The 17,527-nt window shown below is 69.6% G+C and carries 18 protein-coding genes, 1 tRNA gene and 1 pseudogene; 4 read left to right on the top strand and 16 right to left on the bottom strand.

Going from position 1 to position 17,527, the window contains the following annotated elements:
* The 3 genes and pseudogenes from AB0J39_RS29630 to AB0J39_RS29620 all read left to right on the top strand — a co-directional run.
* Nucleotides 1-184: pseudogene (locus AB0J39_RS29630) on the top strand (NADH-quinone oxidoreductase subunit M); the annotation flags it as partial.
* Nucleotides 181-1,713, top strand: a complete 1,533-nt coding sequence (locus AB0J39_RS29625) for an NADH-quinone oxidoreductase subunit N (RefSeq protein ID WP_363470564.1) — start codon at nucleotides 181-183, stop codon at nucleotides 1,711-1,713. The pseudogene AB0J39_RS29630 and the gene AB0J39_RS29625, both read left to right, overlap by 4 nt.
* 75 nt (nucleotides 1,714-1,788) lie before the next feature.
* Complete coding sequence (locus AB0J39_RS29620; RefSeq protein WP_363470561.1) at nucleotides 1,789-2,637, top strand: M48 family metalloprotease; 849 nt, start codon at nucleotides 1,789-1,791, stop codon at nucleotides 2,635-2,637.
* Nucleotides 2,638-2,653: 16 nt separating this feature from the next.
* Here AB0J39_RS29620 and AB0J39_RS29615 read toward each other — a convergent pair whose 3' ends face one another.
* From AB0J39_RS29615 to AB0J39_RS29570, 10 genes are all read right to left on the bottom strand, one after another.
* Nucleotides 2,654-3,229, bottom strand: coding sequence for a pyridoxamine 5'-phosphate oxidase family protein (locus AB0J39_RS29615; protein WP_363470558.1), 576 nt, complete (start codon nucleotides 3,227-3,229; stop codon nucleotides 2,654-2,656).
* Between the two features lie 19 nt (nucleotides 3,230-3,248).
* Nucleotides 3,249-4,277, bottom strand: a complete 1,029-nt coding sequence (locus AB0J39_RS29610) for a hypothetical protein (protein ID WP_363470555.1) — start codon at nucleotides 4,275-4,277, stop codon at nucleotides 3,249-3,251.
* 207 nt (nucleotides 4,278-4,484) lie between these two features.
* On the bottom strand, nucleotides 4,485-5,225 hold the full coding sequence (locus AB0J39_RS29605) for an amino acid ABC transporter ATP-binding protein (protein WP_363470552.1): 741 nt from the start codon (nucleotides 5,223-5,225) through the stop codon (nucleotides 4,485-4,487).
* Entirely contained in the window at nucleotides 5,222-6,061 is an 840-nt protein-coding gene (locus AB0J39_RS29600) for an amino acid ABC transporter permease (protein ID WP_363470549.1), read from the bottom strand. Before AB0J39_RS29600 ends, AB0J39_RS29605 begins: the two co-directional genes overlap by 4 nt.
* A complete protein-coding gene (locus AB0J39_RS29595; protein ID WP_363470546.1) occupies nucleotides 6,058-6,963 on the bottom strand; it encodes an ABC transporter substrate-binding protein in 906 nt (301 codons plus the stop codon). The genes AB0J39_RS29600 and AB0J39_RS29595 overlap by 4 nt, the downstream gene beginning before the upstream one ends.
* 110 nt (nucleotides 6,964-7,073) lie before the next feature.
* On the bottom strand, nucleotides 7,074-7,556 hold the full coding sequence (locus AB0J39_RS29590) for a MarR family transcriptional regulator (RefSeq protein WP_363470544.1): 483 nt from the start codon (nucleotides 7,554-7,556) through the stop codon (nucleotides 7,074-7,076).
* Nucleotides 7,557-7,591: 35 nt separating this feature from the next.
* Nucleotides 7,592-8,413 (bottom strand): YceI family protein, encoded by an 822-nt coding sequence (locus AB0J39_RS29585; protein WP_363470541.1) that lies wholly within the window; start codon nucleotides 8,411-8,413, stop codon nucleotides 7,592-7,594.
* Nucleotides 8,410-10,959, bottom strand: a complete 2,550-nt coding sequence (locus AB0J39_RS29580; RefSeq protein WP_363470539.1) for an MFS transporter — start codon at nucleotides 10,957-10,959, stop codon at nucleotides 8,410-8,412. Before AB0J39_RS29580 ends, AB0J39_RS29585 begins: the two co-directional genes overlap by 4 nt.
* A gap of 161 nt (nucleotides 10,960-11,120) precedes the next feature.
* Nucleotides 11,121-11,612 (bottom strand): YajQ family cyclic di-GMP-binding protein, encoded by a 492-nt coding sequence (locus tag AB0J39_RS29575; protein WP_346224900.1) that lies wholly within the window; start codon nucleotides 11,610-11,612, stop codon nucleotides 11,121-11,123.
* 54 nt (nucleotides 11,613-11,666) lie between these two features.
* Nucleotides 11,667-12,146, bottom strand: coding sequence for a GNAT family N-acetyltransferase (locus tag AB0J39_RS29570; RefSeq protein WP_363470536.1), 480 nt, complete (start codon nucleotides 12,144-12,146; stop codon nucleotides 11,667-11,669).
* 144 nt (nucleotides 12,147-12,290) lie between these two features.
* Between AB0J39_RS29570 and AB0J39_RS29565 the strand changes: the two genes are divergently transcribed.
* Nucleotides 12,291-12,375, top strand: a tRNA-Tyr gene (locus AB0J39_RS29565).
* A gap of 800 nt (nucleotides 12,376-13,175) precedes the next feature.
* Here AB0J39_RS29565 and AB0J39_RS29560 read toward each other — a convergent pair.
* The 6 genes from AB0J39_RS29560 to AB0J39_RS29535 all read right to left on the bottom strand — a co-directional run.
* Nucleotides 13,176-14,522, bottom strand: a complete 1,347-nt coding sequence (locus AB0J39_RS29560; RefSeq protein WP_363470534.1) for a tyrosine-type recombinase/integrase — start codon at nucleotides 14,520-14,522, stop codon at nucleotides 13,176-13,178.
* A gap of 14 nt (nucleotides 14,523-14,536) precedes the next feature.
* Nucleotides 14,537-14,728, bottom strand: a complete 192-nt coding sequence (locus AB0J39_RS29555; RefSeq protein WP_363470531.1) for a helix-turn-helix domain-containing protein — start codon at nucleotides 14,726-14,728, stop codon at nucleotides 14,537-14,539.
* Nucleotides 14,725-16,071, bottom strand: a complete 1,347-nt coding sequence (locus AB0J39_RS29550; protein WP_363470528.1) for a replication initiator — start codon at nucleotides 16,069-16,071, stop codon at nucleotides 14,725-14,727. The genes AB0J39_RS29555 and AB0J39_RS29550 overlap by 4 nt, the downstream gene beginning before the upstream one ends.
* A 10-nt stretch (nucleotides 16,072-16,081) precedes the next feature.
* The gene (locus AB0J39_RS29545) at nucleotides 16,082-16,342 is read right to left on the bottom strand and encodes a replication initiator (protein ID WP_363470525.1); all 261 of its coding nucleotides are present in this window, start codon (nucleotides 16,340-16,342) and stop codon (nucleotides 16,082-16,084) included.
* Nucleotides 16,339-16,530 (bottom strand): hypothetical protein, encoded by a 192-nt coding sequence (locus tag AB0J39_RS29540; RefSeq protein ID WP_363470522.1) that lies wholly within the window; start codon nucleotides 16,528-16,530, stop codon nucleotides 16,339-16,341. The genes AB0J39_RS29545 and AB0J39_RS29540 overlap by 4 nt, the downstream gene beginning before the upstream one ends.
* Nucleotides 16,527-17,527, bottom strand: a 1,001-nt coding sequence (locus AB0J39_RS29535; RefSeq protein WP_363470519.1) for an FtsK/SpoIIIE domain-containing protein, incomplete at its 5' end; no start/stop codon positions are given. The genes AB0J39_RS29540 and AB0J39_RS29535, both read right to left, overlap by 4 nt.

Raw genomic sequence — 17,527 nt, 5'->3', positions numbered from 1 at the left:
CGGGGCAGGCGCCGGCGACGCCGCCGGGGCGCGGCGGCGGTTCGGGGACGTCACCGCCCACGAGCTGGCGGCCTGGCTTCCGCTGGTGGCGCTGATCGTGCTGTTCGGCCTGTGGCCGAAGGCCCTGCTCGCCGTCACCACGCCCGCCGTGCAGGCGCTCCTCGGACCGGGAGCGGCGCCATGACGGGCGGGGTGATCCAATCCATCGACTACGCCGCCGTGGCGGCGCCGCTGGTCCTCGTGCTGGTGGCCGGGCTCGTGCTGCTGCTGGACGCGTTCCTGCCCGCCCGGCCCGGCGGTGCGCGGGTGCTCGGCCTCGTCACGCTCGGCGGCCTGGCCGCCGCCCTGGCCGTGGTGGCCGTCCAGGCCGCGAGCGGCGCGACCCGGCGCACGTTCTGCGTCCCCGCCTCCCTGGCGGGAGAGACCGCCGCGGCGTCGTGCTCGTTCGTCGCGGACCGCTTCACCCTGGTCGTCGCGGCGGTCGTGCTGGCCGCCGGGCTGGTGGTCGTGCTGCTGTCGATGACGGAGATCGCCGGCGCCGGGCCGGGAGAGCGCGGCCGGATCCCGGCCGGGGAGTGGTACTTCCTGCTGCTGGCCACGCTGGCCGGGGCCGTCCTGCTGCCGGCCTCCCGCGATCTCGTCATGCTGGTCGTGTCGCTGGAACTGGTGTCGCTGCCGGTCTTCGCGCTGACCGCGCTCAGGCGCCATGACGGCCGCGCGGCGGAGGCGGCCCTCAAGCTCTTCCTGGTCTCCGTGGTCTCCACCGCGATCACGTTGTTCGGCGTATCGCTGCTCTACGGCGTGACCGGCTCGGTCCACCTCGACCGGATCGACGCCGCCCTGCGCACGGCCGGTAGCACGGTCGGGGATACGGGAGGGGACATGGCCCAGGTCACGGCAGCGGCCATGGTGCTGGTCGTGGCGGGCTTCGCGTTCAAGATCGCGGCCGTGCCGTTCCACTTCTGGGCGGCCGACGTCTACCACGGCGCCCCGATCCCGGTCGCTGCACTGCTGTCGGTGGTGTCCAAGGCGTCGGGCTTCGCCGGACTGATCCTGCTGCTGACGTCCGCGCTGCCGGGAAGGGCGGCGCTGTGGGCTCCCGGAGTGGCGGTCGTCGCCGCGCTGACGATGACGGCGGGCAACGTCCTCGCCATGCGGCAGCGCGCCGCCGTACGGCTGCTGGCCTGGTCGTCGGTCGCGCAGTCGGGCTACATCCTCGCGCCGCTGGCCGCCTACGCCGCCGAACCCCGTGTGGCGGTCGGCGCGTCGATCGCCTACCTCGTCTTCTACGCCGCGATGAACCTGATCGCCTTCGCGGTGGTCATGCTGGTGTCGCAGCGCGAGGGCGGCGACCTGGAGGCGTACCGGGGGCTGGTGTCGCGGAGCCCGGCCGCCGGGCTGGCCCTCGCCTTCTCCCTCGTCTGCCTGGCCGGCCTGCCGCCGGGGCTCGCCGGTCTGTTCGCGAAGATCGTCGTCTTCCGGGCCGTCGTGGACGGGGGGCTCGGCTGGCTGGCCGTGGTCATGGCGGCCAACACGGTGGCGGGGCTTTACTACTACATCGCCTGGACCTCCCGGCTGTTCGCGCCGCCCGCGGCGGGCGAGAGCCGTACGGTCACCGCGAGAGCGGCGGCCGGAGTCGCCGTCGCCGTCACGGTCGCCGTCACCGTGATCTTCTCCGTCGCCCCGCAGGTGGTGCTGTCCGTGACAGGGTGAGGCGCGTCACGGGGAACGTTCGTCCAGACCATGCGCGTTGGTAGGGCGGGACGCACCGAGCCGTGAGGAGGAGGCGTGCACCACAACCGCCTGCGCACCGCGGCTCTGCTGGGGGCGCTGTCCGCGTCGCTCCTGGTGGCCGGGGCCTGGCTGGGGGGTGGCACGGGCGCCCGGATCGCCGTCGTGGCCGCGCTCGTGGTCAGCGGCGTCGCCTACTTCTGCGCCGACAGGATCGCGCTGTCGGCCATGCGGGCCCGGCCCGTGGCCGAGGTGGAGCAGCCGGTCCTCTACCGCGTCGTCCGCGAGCTGTGCACCGAGGCCCGCGGGCCGATGCCCCGTCTGTACGTGTCCCCGACCATGCAGCCCAACGCGTTCGCGACCGGCCGCAACCCGCGTGACGGGACGGTGTGCGTCACACACGGCCTCCTCGGGCTGCTGGACGAACGCGAACTCAAGGGCGTGCTCGGCCACGAGCTGTCGCACATCCACAACCGGGACATCCTGATCTCCTCGGTCACGGGCGCGCTCGCCACGATGCTCACGTACTTCGGGTACGCGGGCCTGCTCTTCGGCTCCGACGACGACGAGGGTCCGGGGTTCCTCGGCGCGGTGCTGGTGATGATCCTCGGGCCGGTCGCGGCCACGATGATCCAGGTGGCGATCGCGCGCTCGCGGGAGTTCGCGGCCGACGACGCGGGCGTACGGCTGACGGGCGACCCGCTGGCCCTCGCCTCCGCGCTGCGCAAGATCGAGATGGAGGTCCGCAGGCTGCCGCTCCCAGAGAACGGCAGGCTCGCCTCGGCCGGCCACATGATGATCGTCAACCCGTTCCGGGGCACCCGCATCGGCAAGTTGTTCGCGACGCATCCGCCGGTCGCCGCGCGGATCGCCCGCCTTGAGCGGATGGCCGGCTATCGGCGGTGACGCGTGCGAACCCCGTTCAGGAGTGCTGGGTGACCGGGTCGGTCTCCGCGGGGCTGAGGGCGGGCAGCCCGTCGATGCTCTCCCGGTTGTGCTTGGCGCGGTAGTCCCGCCGCTGCTGGACCTCCTTGCGCCCCGCCCACTCGTCGAGCAGCGTGCGGTCCTGCTCGTACGCCATGAAGGGCACCGAGTAGCCGCACGAGTCGGCGATGCGGTCGCAGCTCACGACGATGACCGAGCGCACCCCCGGATGCGGCCCGAAGAGCGTGAGCAGGTCCGCGAAGCCGGCGTCCCCGGGGGTCACCACGCGGCCGGTGCCGAACAGGCGGACGATCTTCGGTGGCCCGCCGAAGGCACAGAACATCAGCGTGACGCGGCCGTTGTCACGGATGTGGGCGATGGTCTCCACGCCGCTGCCGTCGAGGTCGAGGTAGGCCACCGTCGTGTCGTCGATGACGGCGAAGGTGTCGGAATATCCCTTCGGGGACACGTTGACGTGGCCGCCCCGCTCGGGAGCGGTGGCGACGAAGAAGACCGGCTGCGTGGTGACGAACTCGCGCAGCCGGTCGGTGAGCTTTTCGTAAATCTTGCCCATAACGGGACGATAACCCGCGTCACTCGCCGGGCAACCACCAAGTCCACAGGCTGGACTTCACCCGGAAGGAGTCCAGCTTGGTGGCGGCGCCGGTGCCGGGGTCGAGGCCGCGGACCACGACGCCGGTCGTCTCGCCGGTCTTCGCCGAGTCCAGGGTCTCCCAGAGCGTGAGACCGCCCTCGGGCGTCCACTCCAGGCGCCTGGCCGACTCGTTCTTGGGCACGCGGACGTCGACGGCCTCGCCCACGGTGTCGTTCGACAGGTCGTACACCCGCAGTCGCTGCCTGCCCGAGGTGGTGGTGATCAGCACCGCCACGGAGGAGCCGTCGTCGGCGAGCGCCATCGGGCTGTTGTTGGCCACCACCTGCGGCACGACCTGGGTGTTCGTCTGCCGCCCGTCCTGGTCGTAGACGCTGAACCGGCTGGTGTTCTCGGCGGTCCCCCGGGTGACGAGCAGGTGCTTTCCGCCGGGACTGAAGCCCAGGATCGCGTCGCGGGCCGGGATCTTGCGCACCTTCCCCGTACGCACGTTCACGAGGAGGGACGGCGCCTTGTCGTTCTCGTCGTAGTAGTCGATCGTGAGCAGGCCGCCGTCCCGTGACAGGGTCGTGGCGAGGTCGCCCGTGCCGATGCCCTTGGGCGGCTTCGACACCGCGCGGGGGAGCACGTGGACCTTGTTCGTGGTGACGTCGCGGACGACGAGCATGCCGTCCTTCTGCCGGAAGTACGACACGTGCCGCCCGTCGCCGCTCACTGAGACAGGCGCGTGCGACTGCTTGTCGATCTTCCCCTTGGCCGTGCGGGGGAACACCGCGGCGTCTTTGAGCACGCTGTCACGGCCGTCGCGGAGCAGCAGGTGCCACGAGCCGCAGGGGTAGTAGTTGTCCTTCTTGTGGCAGGACTTCAGCCAGGCGTACCGGACGGGGGACGCGGAGGCCGCCGTGGCGGAGGCGGCTCCCGTACGCGCCTCCGCCTGTGCGGCGCCGGCGAGGGTGGTCAGCGCCATGGTGGCCGCCGCCGAGAGGGCGAGGATCGCGGGCTGTCTCATCGGAGTTCCTTTCGTCTCGCCTGGATAGATGCGGTGCGACGACGGAAGGTTCTGTCACGAATGGGCCACGACGGGGCCGCACGCAGAGACGAGACGAGGCGGGCACGGAGACGAGACGAGGCGGGCACGGAGACGAGACGAGGCGGGCACGGAGACGAGACGAGGCGGGCGCCCGCGACGGCCCCGCCTCGTCTCGTGTCGTCCGCGTCAGACGCCGGGATGCAGCACGCGGCTCAGGAATCCGCGGGTCCGCTCGTGCTGCGGGTCCGCGATGACCTGCTCGGGCGGCCCGTCCTCGACGATCACGCCACCGTCCATGAACACCACGCGGTCGGCGACCTCGCGGGCGAATCCCATCTCGTGGGTGACGACCAGCATCGTCATGCCGTCCTCCGCGAGCTGCCGCATGACCGACAGCACGTCGCCGACCAGCTCGGGGTCGAGCGCCGAGGTCGGCTCGTCGAACAGCATCAGCGAGGGGTTCATGGCGAGCGCGCGGGCGATCGCCACCCGCTGCTGCTGGCCGCCCGACAGCTGGGGCGGGTAGGCGTCGATCTTCTCGATGAGACCGACCTTCTCCAGGTTCTCCCGGGCGACGCGCTCGCACTCGTCCTTGCGCCGCTTGAGCACCCGCTCCTGCGCGATCGTGACGTTGCGCCGCACGGTCAGGTGGGGGAACAGGTTGAACTGCTGGAACACCATGCCGATGTGCCGCCGGGCGGCGTCGATGTCCACGTCCGGGTCGGTCAGGTCGACGCCGTTCACGATCACCTGACCCGAGGTGGGCTGCTCCAGCAGGTTCACGCACCGCAGCAGCGTCGACTTGCCCGAACCGGACGGCCCGATGACACAGACGACCTGGCCGCTCTCGACCGTGAAGTCGATGCCGCGCAGCACTTCCAGGCTGCCGAACGACTTGTGCAGGTTCCTGATCTCGACGGCGCTCATCGGTGCGCTCCCTGACGTGCTTCCAGCCGCCTCGCGACGTACCCGAGGGGGATCGTGATCAGCAGGTACGTCAGGCCGGTCGCGAGGATCGGCGTGGGGTTGGCGTGGGTGGAGGACTGGTCGTTGCCGAACTTCGCCAGCTCGACCTGCGCGGCCGTGACGCCGAGGATCAGCACCAGCGAGGAGTCCTTCAGCAGCGTGACGAGCTGGTTGGTGAGCGGAGGCAGCACGATCCGGATGGCCTGCGGGATGACAATCGAGATCATCGCCCGCATGTGCGGCATGCCGAGCGAACGCGCCGCCTCCATCTGCCCCTTCGGCACCGCCTGGATGCCCGCCCGGAAGTTCTCCGCCATGTACGCCGCCGAGACGACGCCGAGCCCCAGCGCGGCGCTGCCGTACACCCCGCCGGGCAGTTCGAAGCCGGGGAACGCCAGCGGCAGGCTGCCGATCAGCAGGAAGATGAGCAGCATCGGCAGACCGCGGAAGATCTCGATGTAGACCGCCGACAGCCAGCGGTAGGGCGCGACCGAGGACAGCCGCATCAGGGCCAGCACCAGGCCCAGGACGAAGCCGAGGGCGAAGCCCGAGACCGTGTAGATGACGGTGTTGCGCAGCGCCACCGTGAACAGGTCGGGCAGGCCCTGACGGGCGACGTCGAGGTTGAAGAACGACTGGCGGATCGCTGTCCAGTCGGCCAGGGCGGCCAGGACGCCGACGATCACCACCAGCACGGCGTACTGGACACCCCGGCTGATGCGCTGCTTCTTGCGCGGGCTGAGCCCCTTGCGGGGCTCAGCGGCGGCGGCGTCCTGCTGTTCGCTCACAGCACTCATGATCCGGCGGCGGGCGACTCGGTTCCGGTCTCGGCCGGGCTCTCGGCGCCCGAACCGTCACCGGCCGTGGCGCCGGGCTCGGTGCCGAACCACTTCTTGTAGATCTCGTTGTAGGTGCCGTCGGACTTCGCGGCGGCGAGGACCTCGTCGACGACCTTCTTGAGCGCCTCGTTGTCCTTCTTCATGCCGATGCCGTACTGCTCACCGGTGTCGAGGCTCGCGACGTGCTCGAACTTGTCGCCGACGTCGCCCTTCTTCAACCAGGTCAGCACGACCGGGAGGTCCTGCACGATCACGTCCGCCTGGCCGGTCTGCAGGCCGAGCAGCTCCTTGGGCGAGTCGGCGAACTCGATCGGCTCGAAGCCCTGCTTCTTGACGTAGTCGAGGCCGGTCGTGGACGCCTGCGCGCCCAGCTTGAGGTTCTTGGCCTTGACGTCGTCCAGCGAGGTGATCCCGCTGCCCTTCTTGGCCATCAGCGCCTGGGTGGCGTCGAAGTACGGCTCGGAGAAGAGCAGGTTCTGCTGCCGCTCCGGCGTGATCGTCATACCGGCGGCGGCCACGTCGCACTTGCGGGCGTTCAGGGCGGCGCCGCTCTTGATCGCCGCGAAGTCGATGTCGACGATGTCCTGGGTCACGCCCAGCTTCTTGGCGACCAGGTCGACGATGTCCACGTCGAACCCGACGACCTTGTCGCCCTGGTTGAACTGGAACGGCTCGTACGGGATGTTCGTGCAGGTCGTGATCTTTCCGGCGTTTACGAGGGCGACGCCGCCCGGGGCGGCCGAGGCCGTCGCCGTGCCCGAATCGGCGGAGTCGCTCCCGCAGGCGGACACGGCGAGCGCCGTCGCCAGCACCGCCGCGCCGATGCTCGCCGCTTTCCGATAGGTGGACCAGGGAGCCACACCGGCCTCCTTGCTGTGGTGCGAAAACGTCTGAGGCGCAGTTTAAGCGCCCCTTATGACGGGTTGGCCACCGCATGGGTCGGAGGCAGTAACGTCTGTGAAAGCTGGTGTCAGGGATTCAGGCCTTCCGTGAGCACGTTGAACCGTTCGAGCATCCGCGCGAGCAGCCGCACGTCCTCCTCCGGCCAGGCGGCCAGCAGCGTGCGCAATTGGCCCTCGCGGGCGGCCCGCGCGTCGTCGAGCCGTTTGCGGCCCTCGGGCGTGAGGGCCAGCAGGTGGGCCCGGCCGTCCTCCGGGTCGGGGCTCCGGCTGATCAGCCCCAGCTCCTCCAGCACCTTGAGCTGGCGGCTGATCGTCGCCCGGCCGACCCGCAGGTAGGCGGCCAGGTCGCTGGACCGCATCGGCGAGCTCTGGTCGATGCGAACCAGCAGGCCGTACGCGCCGGGGTCGAGCTCGGGATGCACCTTGCGCCCCATGCCGGCGGAGAACGCCTTGGCGCGCCGGAGCAGGATGGCGAGCTGCCGCTCGACCGCGCAGTACGCCTCGCGCTCGCCGGCCGTCGGCGGTCGGGGAGCGATCTCCGCCTGCGTCATGGCCTGCCTCCTTCCGCCTGCGGTGGGCAGGGCGTTCAGCCGCGCACCGCCTGGATGTCCAGCTCTACCTTCAGTGTCGCGCCGATCAGCGAGATCCCGGCCTGGACGACCTGGTTGTAGGTCATCGCGAAGTCCTCGCGGCGCAACTCGGTGACCGCGTGGAAGGCCGCCCGCAGCCCGCCCCACAGGTCCGGGCCGGTGCCCAGGTACGTCATGTCGAGATCGACAGGGCGGCTGACGCCGCTCAGCGTCAGCACGCCGTGTACCGTCCACCGGTCCGGGCCCGCCGGCGACAGCCCGGTGCTCCGGTAGGTGATCACCGGGTGCACCGGGACGTCGAGGAAGTCCGCGGACCGCAGGTGATCATCGCGCATCCGGCTGCCCGTGTCGATGGACTCGGCGACGATCTCGGCGACCACGGACGACTCCTCCGGCGTGGCGCCCATGTCGATCCGGCCGGAGAACTCGGTGAACCGCCCCTGCACGCTGCTGAGACCGAGATGCCGGGCCGTGGCCGAGATCTTCGAGTGTTCGACGTCGATCGTCCACACGCCGGGCGGCGGGAGCTCGGTGCCACCCTGCCGGGCCAGCACCAGCGTGCCGGCCTCGGCGGCGCCCGAGGCGGTCGCGATCGCGGTGGACGCGGCCGGCGCGTACCCGATCGCGGTCGCGACCACCGTGTACACGCCCGGCCGCAGCGGGGCGGTGGCGACCTGCCCGTCGGCGTCCGCCTCCGCCCGCGCCACCTGGCGGCCGGTCGTGTCCGTCACCGTGACGACCGCGTGCTGGACGGCCCAGCCGTCCTTGCTGAGGACCATGGCGTGCAGCCCCCCGGGGACCGTCTCCGAGTCGCTCATCGCTCGTGTCCCAGCCACACGTCGTACGGCTCGTCGCCCTGGCCGCCCAGGTTCAGCGTGCTCGCCACGGGCGGGTAACCGCTGGCGACGATGGTGTACTGCCCGCCGGTGAGGTCGGTGAAGGCGTACTCGCCGTCCTCGGCGGTGGTCGCCACGCCCACCACGTTGCCCGCGGCGTCGAGCAGCGTGACCCTGGCGTCGGCCAGCGGCACGCCGTCCTTGACGCGGACCGTGCCCCGCACCCGCGCGCCGGGCAGCAGCACGACGTCGTGCCGGGTCTGGCCGGTGCCCAGCACCTCGACGGGGACGGCGGCCGGGCGGTACGCCGCGCCGCTGACCGTGAGCGTGTAGGTGCCGGCCACGATGCCGGTGAAGGTGAAGCCGCCCTCGGCGTCGGTCGCGCTCGTGGCCACGACCTCGCCGCGCACGTCGGTCACGACGACCACCGCCTCGGCGACCGGCGCACCGTCCGTCCCGCGTACGGTGCCGACGAGCCGGCCCGAGGCCGAGAGCACCATGTCGAAGTCCACCGGCTGGTCGCCCACGACCAGTGTCGCGACCTGCGGCTCCCGGTCGCCCGCCGACGCGATCAGCACGTACGTCCCGCCGCCCGGCGTCTGGAGCGCGTAGCCCCCGTCGTCCCGGGTGACCGTACGGCCGAGCTGGTGGCCGCGCACGTCGATCAGCGTGAGCGTGGCGCGGCCCACGGGCACGCCGTCCTGGCCCTTGACGAACCCGCGGATCTCCACGCCGCCCGGACCGTGCGTGTCCATGGCGACGGCGGCGTACGGCTGGGCCTGCGTGGCGGTGAGAACCTGCGCGTTCAGGGGTTGCGCATTCAGGGGTTGGGTGAGGGCGTGACCGTTCGGCGAGGCGACCTCGGCGCCGGTCGTGATCGGCCGCTGCCTGTCGCGCTGCGCGTGACGTCCGGGCGCGGCGCCGCCCCGCTGGTGGGAGATCTCGGGGGTGAGGGTCTCGTCGGGTTCCCGCGCGTCGGCGCGGACGCTGATCGCGCTGGTCCGCAGCGGGATCTCCTTGATGAACAGCACGGCGATCAGCGCGAGGAAGGCGGCCGGCGCGGCGTAGAGGAACAGGTCGCCGACGCCGTGGCCGTACGCGCTCTCGACGACGGCGCGGATCGGGGCGGGCATCGCGGCGAGGTCGGGGATCGCGCCGCTGTCGCCCCCGGTCCCGCTGACGCCCAGCGCCGACAGGCCCTCCTCCAGGTAGTTCTTGACGCGGTGGACCATCACGGCGCCCAGCGCCGACACGCCGATCGCGCCGCCGAGGGACCGGAAGAACGCGACCACCGAGCTGCCCGCGCCGAGGTCCTCCGCCCGCACCTCGTTCTGCACGGCGAGCACGAGGTTCTGCTGGCTCATGCCCACGCCCACGCCGACGAGGAACATGAAGACGGCCACGATCCAGTAGTCGGTGTCGTACCGCAGCGTGCCCATGAGCGCGAAGCCGGCGGTGAGGAAGAACGTGCCGGAGACCAGGAAGACCTTCCAGCGGCCGCTGCGCGTGATGATCTGCCCGGAAATGGTCGAGGAGAGCGCCAGGCCGAGGATCATCGGCAGCGTCATGAGGCCGGCCACCGTGGGCGTCTCACCACGGGCGAGCTGGAAGTACTGGCTGAGGAAGGTCGTCGCGCCGAACATGGCCACGCCGACCAGCACGCTGGCGACCACGGAGAGGCTGACCGTCCGCATCCGGAACAGGCGCAGCGGGACGATGGGCTCACTGGCCTTCGTCTCGACCAGGAGGAACAGCGCCGCGAGGACGACGGCCCCGCCGACCATCGCGCCGGTCTGCCACGACAGCCAGTCGTACTTGTTGCCCGCGAAGGACACCCAGATCAGCAGCAGCGAGACCGAGGCGGCGATGAGGATAGCGCCGCCCCAGTCGATGCGCACCTCGCGCTTGACCACGGGCAGGTGCAGGGTCTTCTGCAGCACGATGAGCGAGATGATCGCGAACGGCACGCCGACGTAGAAGCACCAGCGCCAGCCGAGCCAGTCGGTGTCCACGATGAGGCCGCCGATCAGCGGGCCGCCGATCGTGGCGACCGCGAACACCGCCCCCAGGTAGCCCGAGTAGCGCCCCCGCTCGCGCGGCGGGATCATCGCCGCCATGATGACCTGGGAGAGCGCGGTGAGGCCGCCGACGCCCAGGCCCTGCACCACCCGCGCCGAGATCAGCATCGTGGGGTTCTGCGACAGGCCGGCGATGATGGACCCGATCACGTACACGGTCAGGCCGATCTGGATGAGCACCTTCTTGCTCGTCAGGTCGGCCAGCTTGCCCCAGATCGGCGTCGAGACCGTCGCCGCGAGCAGGGTCGCGGTGATCACCCAGGTGTAGGTCGTCTCGTCCGCCTTCAGGTCCACCATGATGGTGGGAAGCGCGTTCGCCACGACGGTCGACGACAGGATCGCGACGAACATTCCGAGCAGCAGCCCCGAGAGCGCCTCCAGGATCTCCCGGTGCGTCATTCCCGGGGCCGCCGTTCCTGGCGGCGTCTCCTTGGTCATCGGATTCGCCATCGAAGTCCTCCCCGTACGATCAAACTTAGTTTCCCTAAGCAATCATATAGTGATCGTTGCTTCGGGCAACCAAATAGTCATGGCGCGGGGGTGGCCAAAGCCGACAAAGGCCCTGAACCCGCAGGTCAGGGCCTTGATCGTGTGTCAGGCTGTGAGGCGTATCACCGGTAGTTGACGAACTGAAGGGCGATGTCCAGGTCCTTGCCCTTGAGCAGGGAGATCACCTCTTGGAGGTCGTCCTTCTTCTTGGAGCTGACCCGGAGCTCCTCGCCCTGGATCTGCGCCTTCACGCCCTTCGGGCCCTCGTCCCGGATCAGCTTGGAGATCTTCTTGGCGTTCTCCTGGTCGATGCCCTCCTTGAGGGACACCATCAGGCGGTACTCCTTGCCGGACAGCTTCGGCTCGCCCGCGTCCAGGATCTTGAGGGACAGGTTGCGCTTGACGACCTTGTCCTTGAAGACGTCGAGCACGGCGTTGGCCCGCTCCTCGCTGTTCGCCTTGATCTCGATGTCCTTCTGCCCCGACCAGGAGATGCTCGCGCCGGTGCCCTTGAAGTCGAAGCGGTGCCCGACCTCCTTGACCGTCTGGTTCAGGGCGTTGTCGACCTCCTGCCGGTCGATCTTGCTCACCACGTCGAAACTGCTGTCGGCCATCGGTGTCCGTGTCCTCTCTCCGTTGCCCTTCGAGATTAGTGGGCGCCGATGTGATCAGAGGTCCTTCCTCATGACGACGCGGGGCGCCACCTCTATGCCGAGGGACCGTTCGTGCTCGACGAGCCCGGTGAGTTCCGGCCCCCACTCGTCAGGTCGTACGACGTGGAAGCCGCGCCGGGCGTACCAGGGGGCGTTCCACGGCACGTCCCGGAACGTCGTCAGCGTCACCGCGGCGGTACCGGCCCGCGTGGCCGCCGCGCAGACGGCGTCGAGGAGCCGGGTCCCGATCCCACGGTTGCCGTGGTCGGGATGTACGGCGATCTGTTCGAGGTGGGTCAGCCCGTCGACCATCCCGACCAGGGCGAACCCCACCGGCGGCCGACCCGCCACGATGACATGCCCGGGATCGTCGCACCCTTCGATCACCGTGGTGCCCGGCGGGAAGACGATGCCGAGCGGCACGAACATCCCGTCCGCCGCTGTCTCGATCTCCGCCAGGGCCGCGAGATCCGCCGGCTCAGCCTGTCTGATCACCGTCCCACTATGGCCGCCCGCCTGTGGCGCCCGCTCCCGGTTTTCCTGCGGATGATCATACGAGGGGCCGTGCCGGAACCCATGTCACGTGCACCCGGGAAGTCCGCTATTCTTCTACCTGTCGCCGCAGCGAGCGGAAGACAAGGCAGGTTGCCCGAGTGGCCAAAGGGAGCGGTCTGTAAAACCGTCGGCTCAGCCTACCCAGGTTCGAACCCTGGACCTGCCACCAGCAGAACAGCAGCTCAGAGGCCCTCCGGGGCCTCTTCTGCTTTCCAGGCATGTGCAGCTGTAGGCCACCCTGAGCCCCTGTCTGTCGCCGGTCCACCAATATGCGTGCAATGATCTTGAGGGGGTCTCCCCAGGTCCCGCCCGCAATTCGCCCCATCTCTGGGCGGATCATTGCAGGGCCCTAACGGATCTAGGGGAGGACAGGATGCGCCACGATCGGCGCGTCAGCAGGGGGCATGCCGTAATCTGCGGCATCGGATAACGTACGATCGTGGCTGCGTACCTGTTGATACTCGCGAATAGCGAGGGCGTTGCGTGGGTACTCCGTGAGTCACGCATGGCTTTCCCAAGGACAAGCCACCCCGAACTGAACCGGCTTAAGGCCGGAGACGATCTCTTCCTCGTGACCACCCGACGCTGCTGGCATAAGCCTGCGCGCGACCGTACCCGAGTCATCGGCCTTGCCGTGGTCGCCTCATCAGTAATCGCTTACGAACAACCTGTCACCATTGCAGGCCGGGACTTCACCCGCGGCTGTGACATCAGCCTACGGGCCCTCGCGCCGTACCCCACCGGACTAGAGTTGTTGCCGCTCGTGCCCAGGCTGGAGGCCTTCCCCAACCAGGGTGCCTGGTCCCTTCGCATTCGGCGCCCCCTTCTGCAAATCAGCGCAGCCGATGCGAACCTGCTCGCAGACGAACTAAAGGGTGTAACCCGCGAGCCCGCTACGGTCATTCCGCACTACCTAGCCTCCGTCTAGCAGCAACCAAATCTCAGCAGTGCAACGACGAACCGATCACCTCATGCCGTCAGCAGCTCATCAATTCGTCGATTAGCCATCTCTTGCTGGCCATCGAGGCACTTCGCGTACACCCGCAGGAGGACGTCAACGCTGTGCCCGGCCCGCTCGGCTACGTCGGGGGCCGAGACTCCCGCGTTGAGCCACAAGGAGACGGCCGCATGCCGAAGATCGTACGGCCGACGAGCCAGGGGAGAGGCGACCTGGGCGGGGGTGAAGGCGAGCTTTCGGGCTTCCTGCCACACCTCCGTGTAGGCCGTCGAGGCGACGACCCCGCCGCGTTCACTGCGGAAGATCCGCCCGTCCGCGCCGACCCCGAACTCTTCGATGTGTTGCCGAAGGATCTTGACCAGGGCCGGAGGGATGGGCACGGGCCGTACGTCGTCCCGGCCCCGGTGCTTGAGCCCGCGTTCCTCGTGAGCGTCGCCGCTGTCGGTCCACTGGGTGTTGACCTCGGGACGTGACACGTCGACGAGGAGTCGGCCCCAGCCGGTTGCCGGAAGATGGCAGTCCTCCTGTCGGAGGGCGACGGCCTCACCCGGCCGAAGCGCGGCGTAGTACATGCAGGCGAACAGTGCCATGAGCCGCCGCCCCCGGCCGCGCTTGCCCACGTAGGTCACAGCGGTCAGCAGTTCCTCGGCCTGCCGCGGATTCACGACGACGCGAGGGTCTACGGTCTCGGTCGTCTTCGGGGGCTTCCACTTGACCTTGTGCAGCGGATTGGACGGCAACTCTTCCAGCTCAACCGCGTACTCCAGGACCGCATGGAGGACGGCCCGCTTCCGCCTGATCGTGTTCGCGCTGGCGGCCTGACCGTCGAGGCGAAGCGCGAGCGCGTCGAGGGCAAGCCGCACGGTCTTCGTCTCGTTCAGGTCGGCCAGGTCGAGGGACGCACCTTCGAGCCAGCGGACCGCCCGCGCCATCTCCGGGGACGGCTCCGGCCTCTTGTCCGCCGGCATGAGGGCGCACTTACGAAGTGCGGTCCGTAGGGTTTCGGCGTCAGGGCGGCCCGGACGCTCCTTGGTCAGAGCGGGGAGAACGGTGGAGAGCGCGTCAGAGATGCTGTCGCGCGTCTTCGCCGCAGCGTGGGGCCACTTCATATCGATGTAGGCCCGGACGAAATCGAAGACGGTCCGCGCGCTCTTGGCCTTGATCATGGAGGCCGGTAGGCCGCTCTCGACGTCGAAGGGCTCTCCTCGCTTGGCCGCCTGGCGGAGGTCCGACAGGAAGCTCTCGGCGAGAGCCTTGGTCCGGTAGGTCTTCGAAGACCGCTTGCCGGCCACCTGCCATCGAACAACGTAGGACGGCGTCTTGCTCGACTTGTTCCGGTAGGCCTCGAAGAACTTCACGTCATAGGAGGTGTTCACGCAGCCTCCCGCAGGCTCTCAAGCCAGGCATCGAACTCACTGCGGTAGATGCGGATCTCCCCGTTGGGGAGCTTGAGGCCCTCGGGAGCCTTGCCGGTCTCACGCCACCGGTAGAAGGTCCGGCGGGAGATGCCGCCGAGCTCGTCGAGGATTTCGGGGACTGTCATCAGCTTGTCGTCTTTCTTCATGCCGCCCTCCCTTCAGTTGCCGAAAGATCTTGGCCGTCTGCCTCGGCTTCGAGCCGGGCCAGGTGGTTGCGCCAGCCTTGGCGTTCATGAACCGAGCGCAGGAGCCGGACGCCGATGGGGGCCAACTCGGGATCACCGGGCTTGACCGGCCGCCAGACGTAGCGGTGGGGATCGACCGGCTCGTCTTCGACGCCGAGCGCTTCGAGCACCCAAGTGCGGCGGTCCTGCTTGTGCTCCGTCAGAGTCTTGTTGGACCACTTCCTTGAGACGAGCACGCGGCGGCCCGCGTAGCCGAGGTGATCGGGCTTGTGCGCCTTGCCCCTGCACCGTCCCGGCGCCATGCCGGGCTTGGCGCCCTTGGGCTGCACCCCATACCGCAGCCAGTTCGGGCACGTCGGCGAGCACGGCTCAAACCGCAACGCCTCAAGCAGCCGCTCAGCGTGAGCCTTCCGGCGAGGGTCATCGGTGCCGAGGGCGTCGCCGAGAGACTTGGTCAGGTACTTCGACAGGTACTGAATGAGCTGGTCGGCGTCCGGGGTTCCGGCGAGGACGCTCTGTATGTCGAGCTGGTCGCCGAAGCGGAGCACGTGCAGGGGTTCCGCCTCGTCGTCCTGGTCGAGCCGGTCGAGGGCCTGTTCCCAGGTCGGCAGGACTTCCCCCGTGGTCGGGTCGAGGTAGCCGGCCCCGTCCTCCCACACGGGGAGGTGGTCACCCTCGAAACGGACTTCATCGGTCGAGGGCCACCACACCTGGTGATACGTGGCCGCGATGATCTGCCGCAGTTCCGCACGGGGCAGGGTGCCGCGGATCGCTATATGGAGATGAGGTGCGAGCCGCTTTTGTGGTTCGACGGTGGCGAAGTACTGCACGTCATACCCGGCGACCCGGCGGAGGTTCTGCACGAAGCGGTCCACGAGCTTGGAGAAGTGCAGCGCGTCGCGAGCCGCCCGCGCGTAGTTGTACCGGTCCGGGTCGAGGGGCGCACCCTCCAGCACCCGCCCGTACGACGGCAGTGTGAGTGTGACGAACATCGAGGGCCGGTAGGTCTTGCCGTCCGAGCCGGTGAAGGTCCGCCCGAGCGTGGTCTTGGTCATCTGCCGCTTGGGCAGATCCGGGGCGTCCTGCCGCCGCTTCGTGGACCGCGAGCGCTTGGCGGAGGTGCGGCCGAGGACGTTGCCGCGCATCCCGGCCCGGTTGATCTCCTCGTCCAAGTCCTCAATGGCGGCGTCCAGGTCGGTGGTGTCGCCGCCGGCCTTCTCGACCTCATCCCGCCACGCCTGGGCGTCGGCCCGCAGCTCCACGAGGTGACGCTGATACTCATCGGCGTTGTCCGGGAGGTTCACCGGCTCGGCTTCAAGGTGCCAGCCCTCCCCGGCACTGCGCCCGCCGAAGCTGCCGGTTGCGCTTGGCGCACGGCGGGCACTTGCTCTCCAACGTGGCCCCGCAGGGGACGTCGATGACCTCAACCTGGCCGGTGAGGATGTCCTGCCGCCGCAGCGGAACCGGCCGGATACAGACGCCGTACTGCTTGGCGATCTCCTCGACCACGTCCCGCGCCAGCGGTTGAGCCATCTGGACGGCGCGGGGTGTGGAGCGGTCGTGCGGGTTGGTCACCGGTCACCGTCCCACGCGCTGAGGGGGTCGAGGAGGTCGGCCGGGCCGAGGCCATCGACCATGACGGCGGCTTTCTCGCCGCACTCGTGGCACTCGCAGATGCCGCGCACGGGGTCGAGCCACAGCACGTCCAGGGCGCCGCAGCCCGAGCAGCGCAGGCCGTCGAGGATGTGAGCCAGGCGCATCATCGGCCCTCCCCCGCGAACTCGGCGACCATCGCGGAGATGTCGGCGTCGGAGACGTAGGCCGCCCGCACCCGCACCGGATCTGGACTGGTTTCGAGGCGGACGTAGCCGACGCCCGCGCCCAACTCCGGGACCGGTGAGATGTGGTCAGCCAGCGCGCCCCGGTCCCGTGCTCCATCGCCGAGGACCATGTCCACCTGCTCGGACTCATCCAGCCGCAGCGCGATCTTGTCGGGGAACAGGTTGCGGATGTTCATGACCTCCTTGCGCGGGTCCTGCAAGGACGCCATGACCCCGACCCCCACCGCGCGCCCTTGCGTGGTCAGCGTGGCCAGGGCGGCCGTGATGCGCTGCCTCAGGTGCTTGTCCGGTTGGTAGGCGGTCAGGAACGCCACCTCATCCACGAGCACCAGGACGAAGGGGTCCGCCATGGTGGGGGTGTGGGAGCGCTGAAGGCCGGCGAACCGGTCGGCCCGCTCCTGCATCACGCACACGGCCTCGTCGAGCAGGTCGGCGCACTCCTTCGGATCAGCGGCGTATCTCGCGCCGAACAGGGCGCAGCCGAAGGACAGTTCCATTCGCCTGGGGTCGAGCGCCCACACCTGCATCAGGCCCGCCCGCATCGCCGGAAGGAGCCCGCGGATGGTCGACCACAGGTAGGACCCTTTGCCCGCGCCCGTGGCCCCGGCGATCAGGACATGGGTGCCGTGCACCTTGAGCCGCAGCGGCGTGCCGTCCTCGCACCGACCGATCTCGACCGGACCCACCGACGCCACCTCGGGCACCGGAAGCGCGGGCAGGGGTTCGGCGAGGGGGTCACGCCGGGGGAAGGTGAGCACGAGCCGCCCGGCCCGAGCGACGGCGACCCGGCAGGAGGGTGCGCCGAAGCCGTGGGCCAGGTGTTCGATGCGGTCGGCCCAGTCGGTGACGGCCTGCCCGGACAGCATGCGCACGGTGACGCGGTCGGCCCAGCCGTCGCACTCCACCCGCACGAGGCGGG

It is taken from the genome of Microbispora sp. NPDC049633 (assembly GCF_040675265.1).
Taxonomy (GTDB): domain Bacteria; phylum Actinomycetota; class Actinomycetes; order Streptosporangiales; family Streptosporangiaceae; genus Microbispora; species Microbispora maris.
Note: the sequence above shows the minus strand (reverse complement) of the source record. Positions and strands in the feature narration are given on the sequence as shown.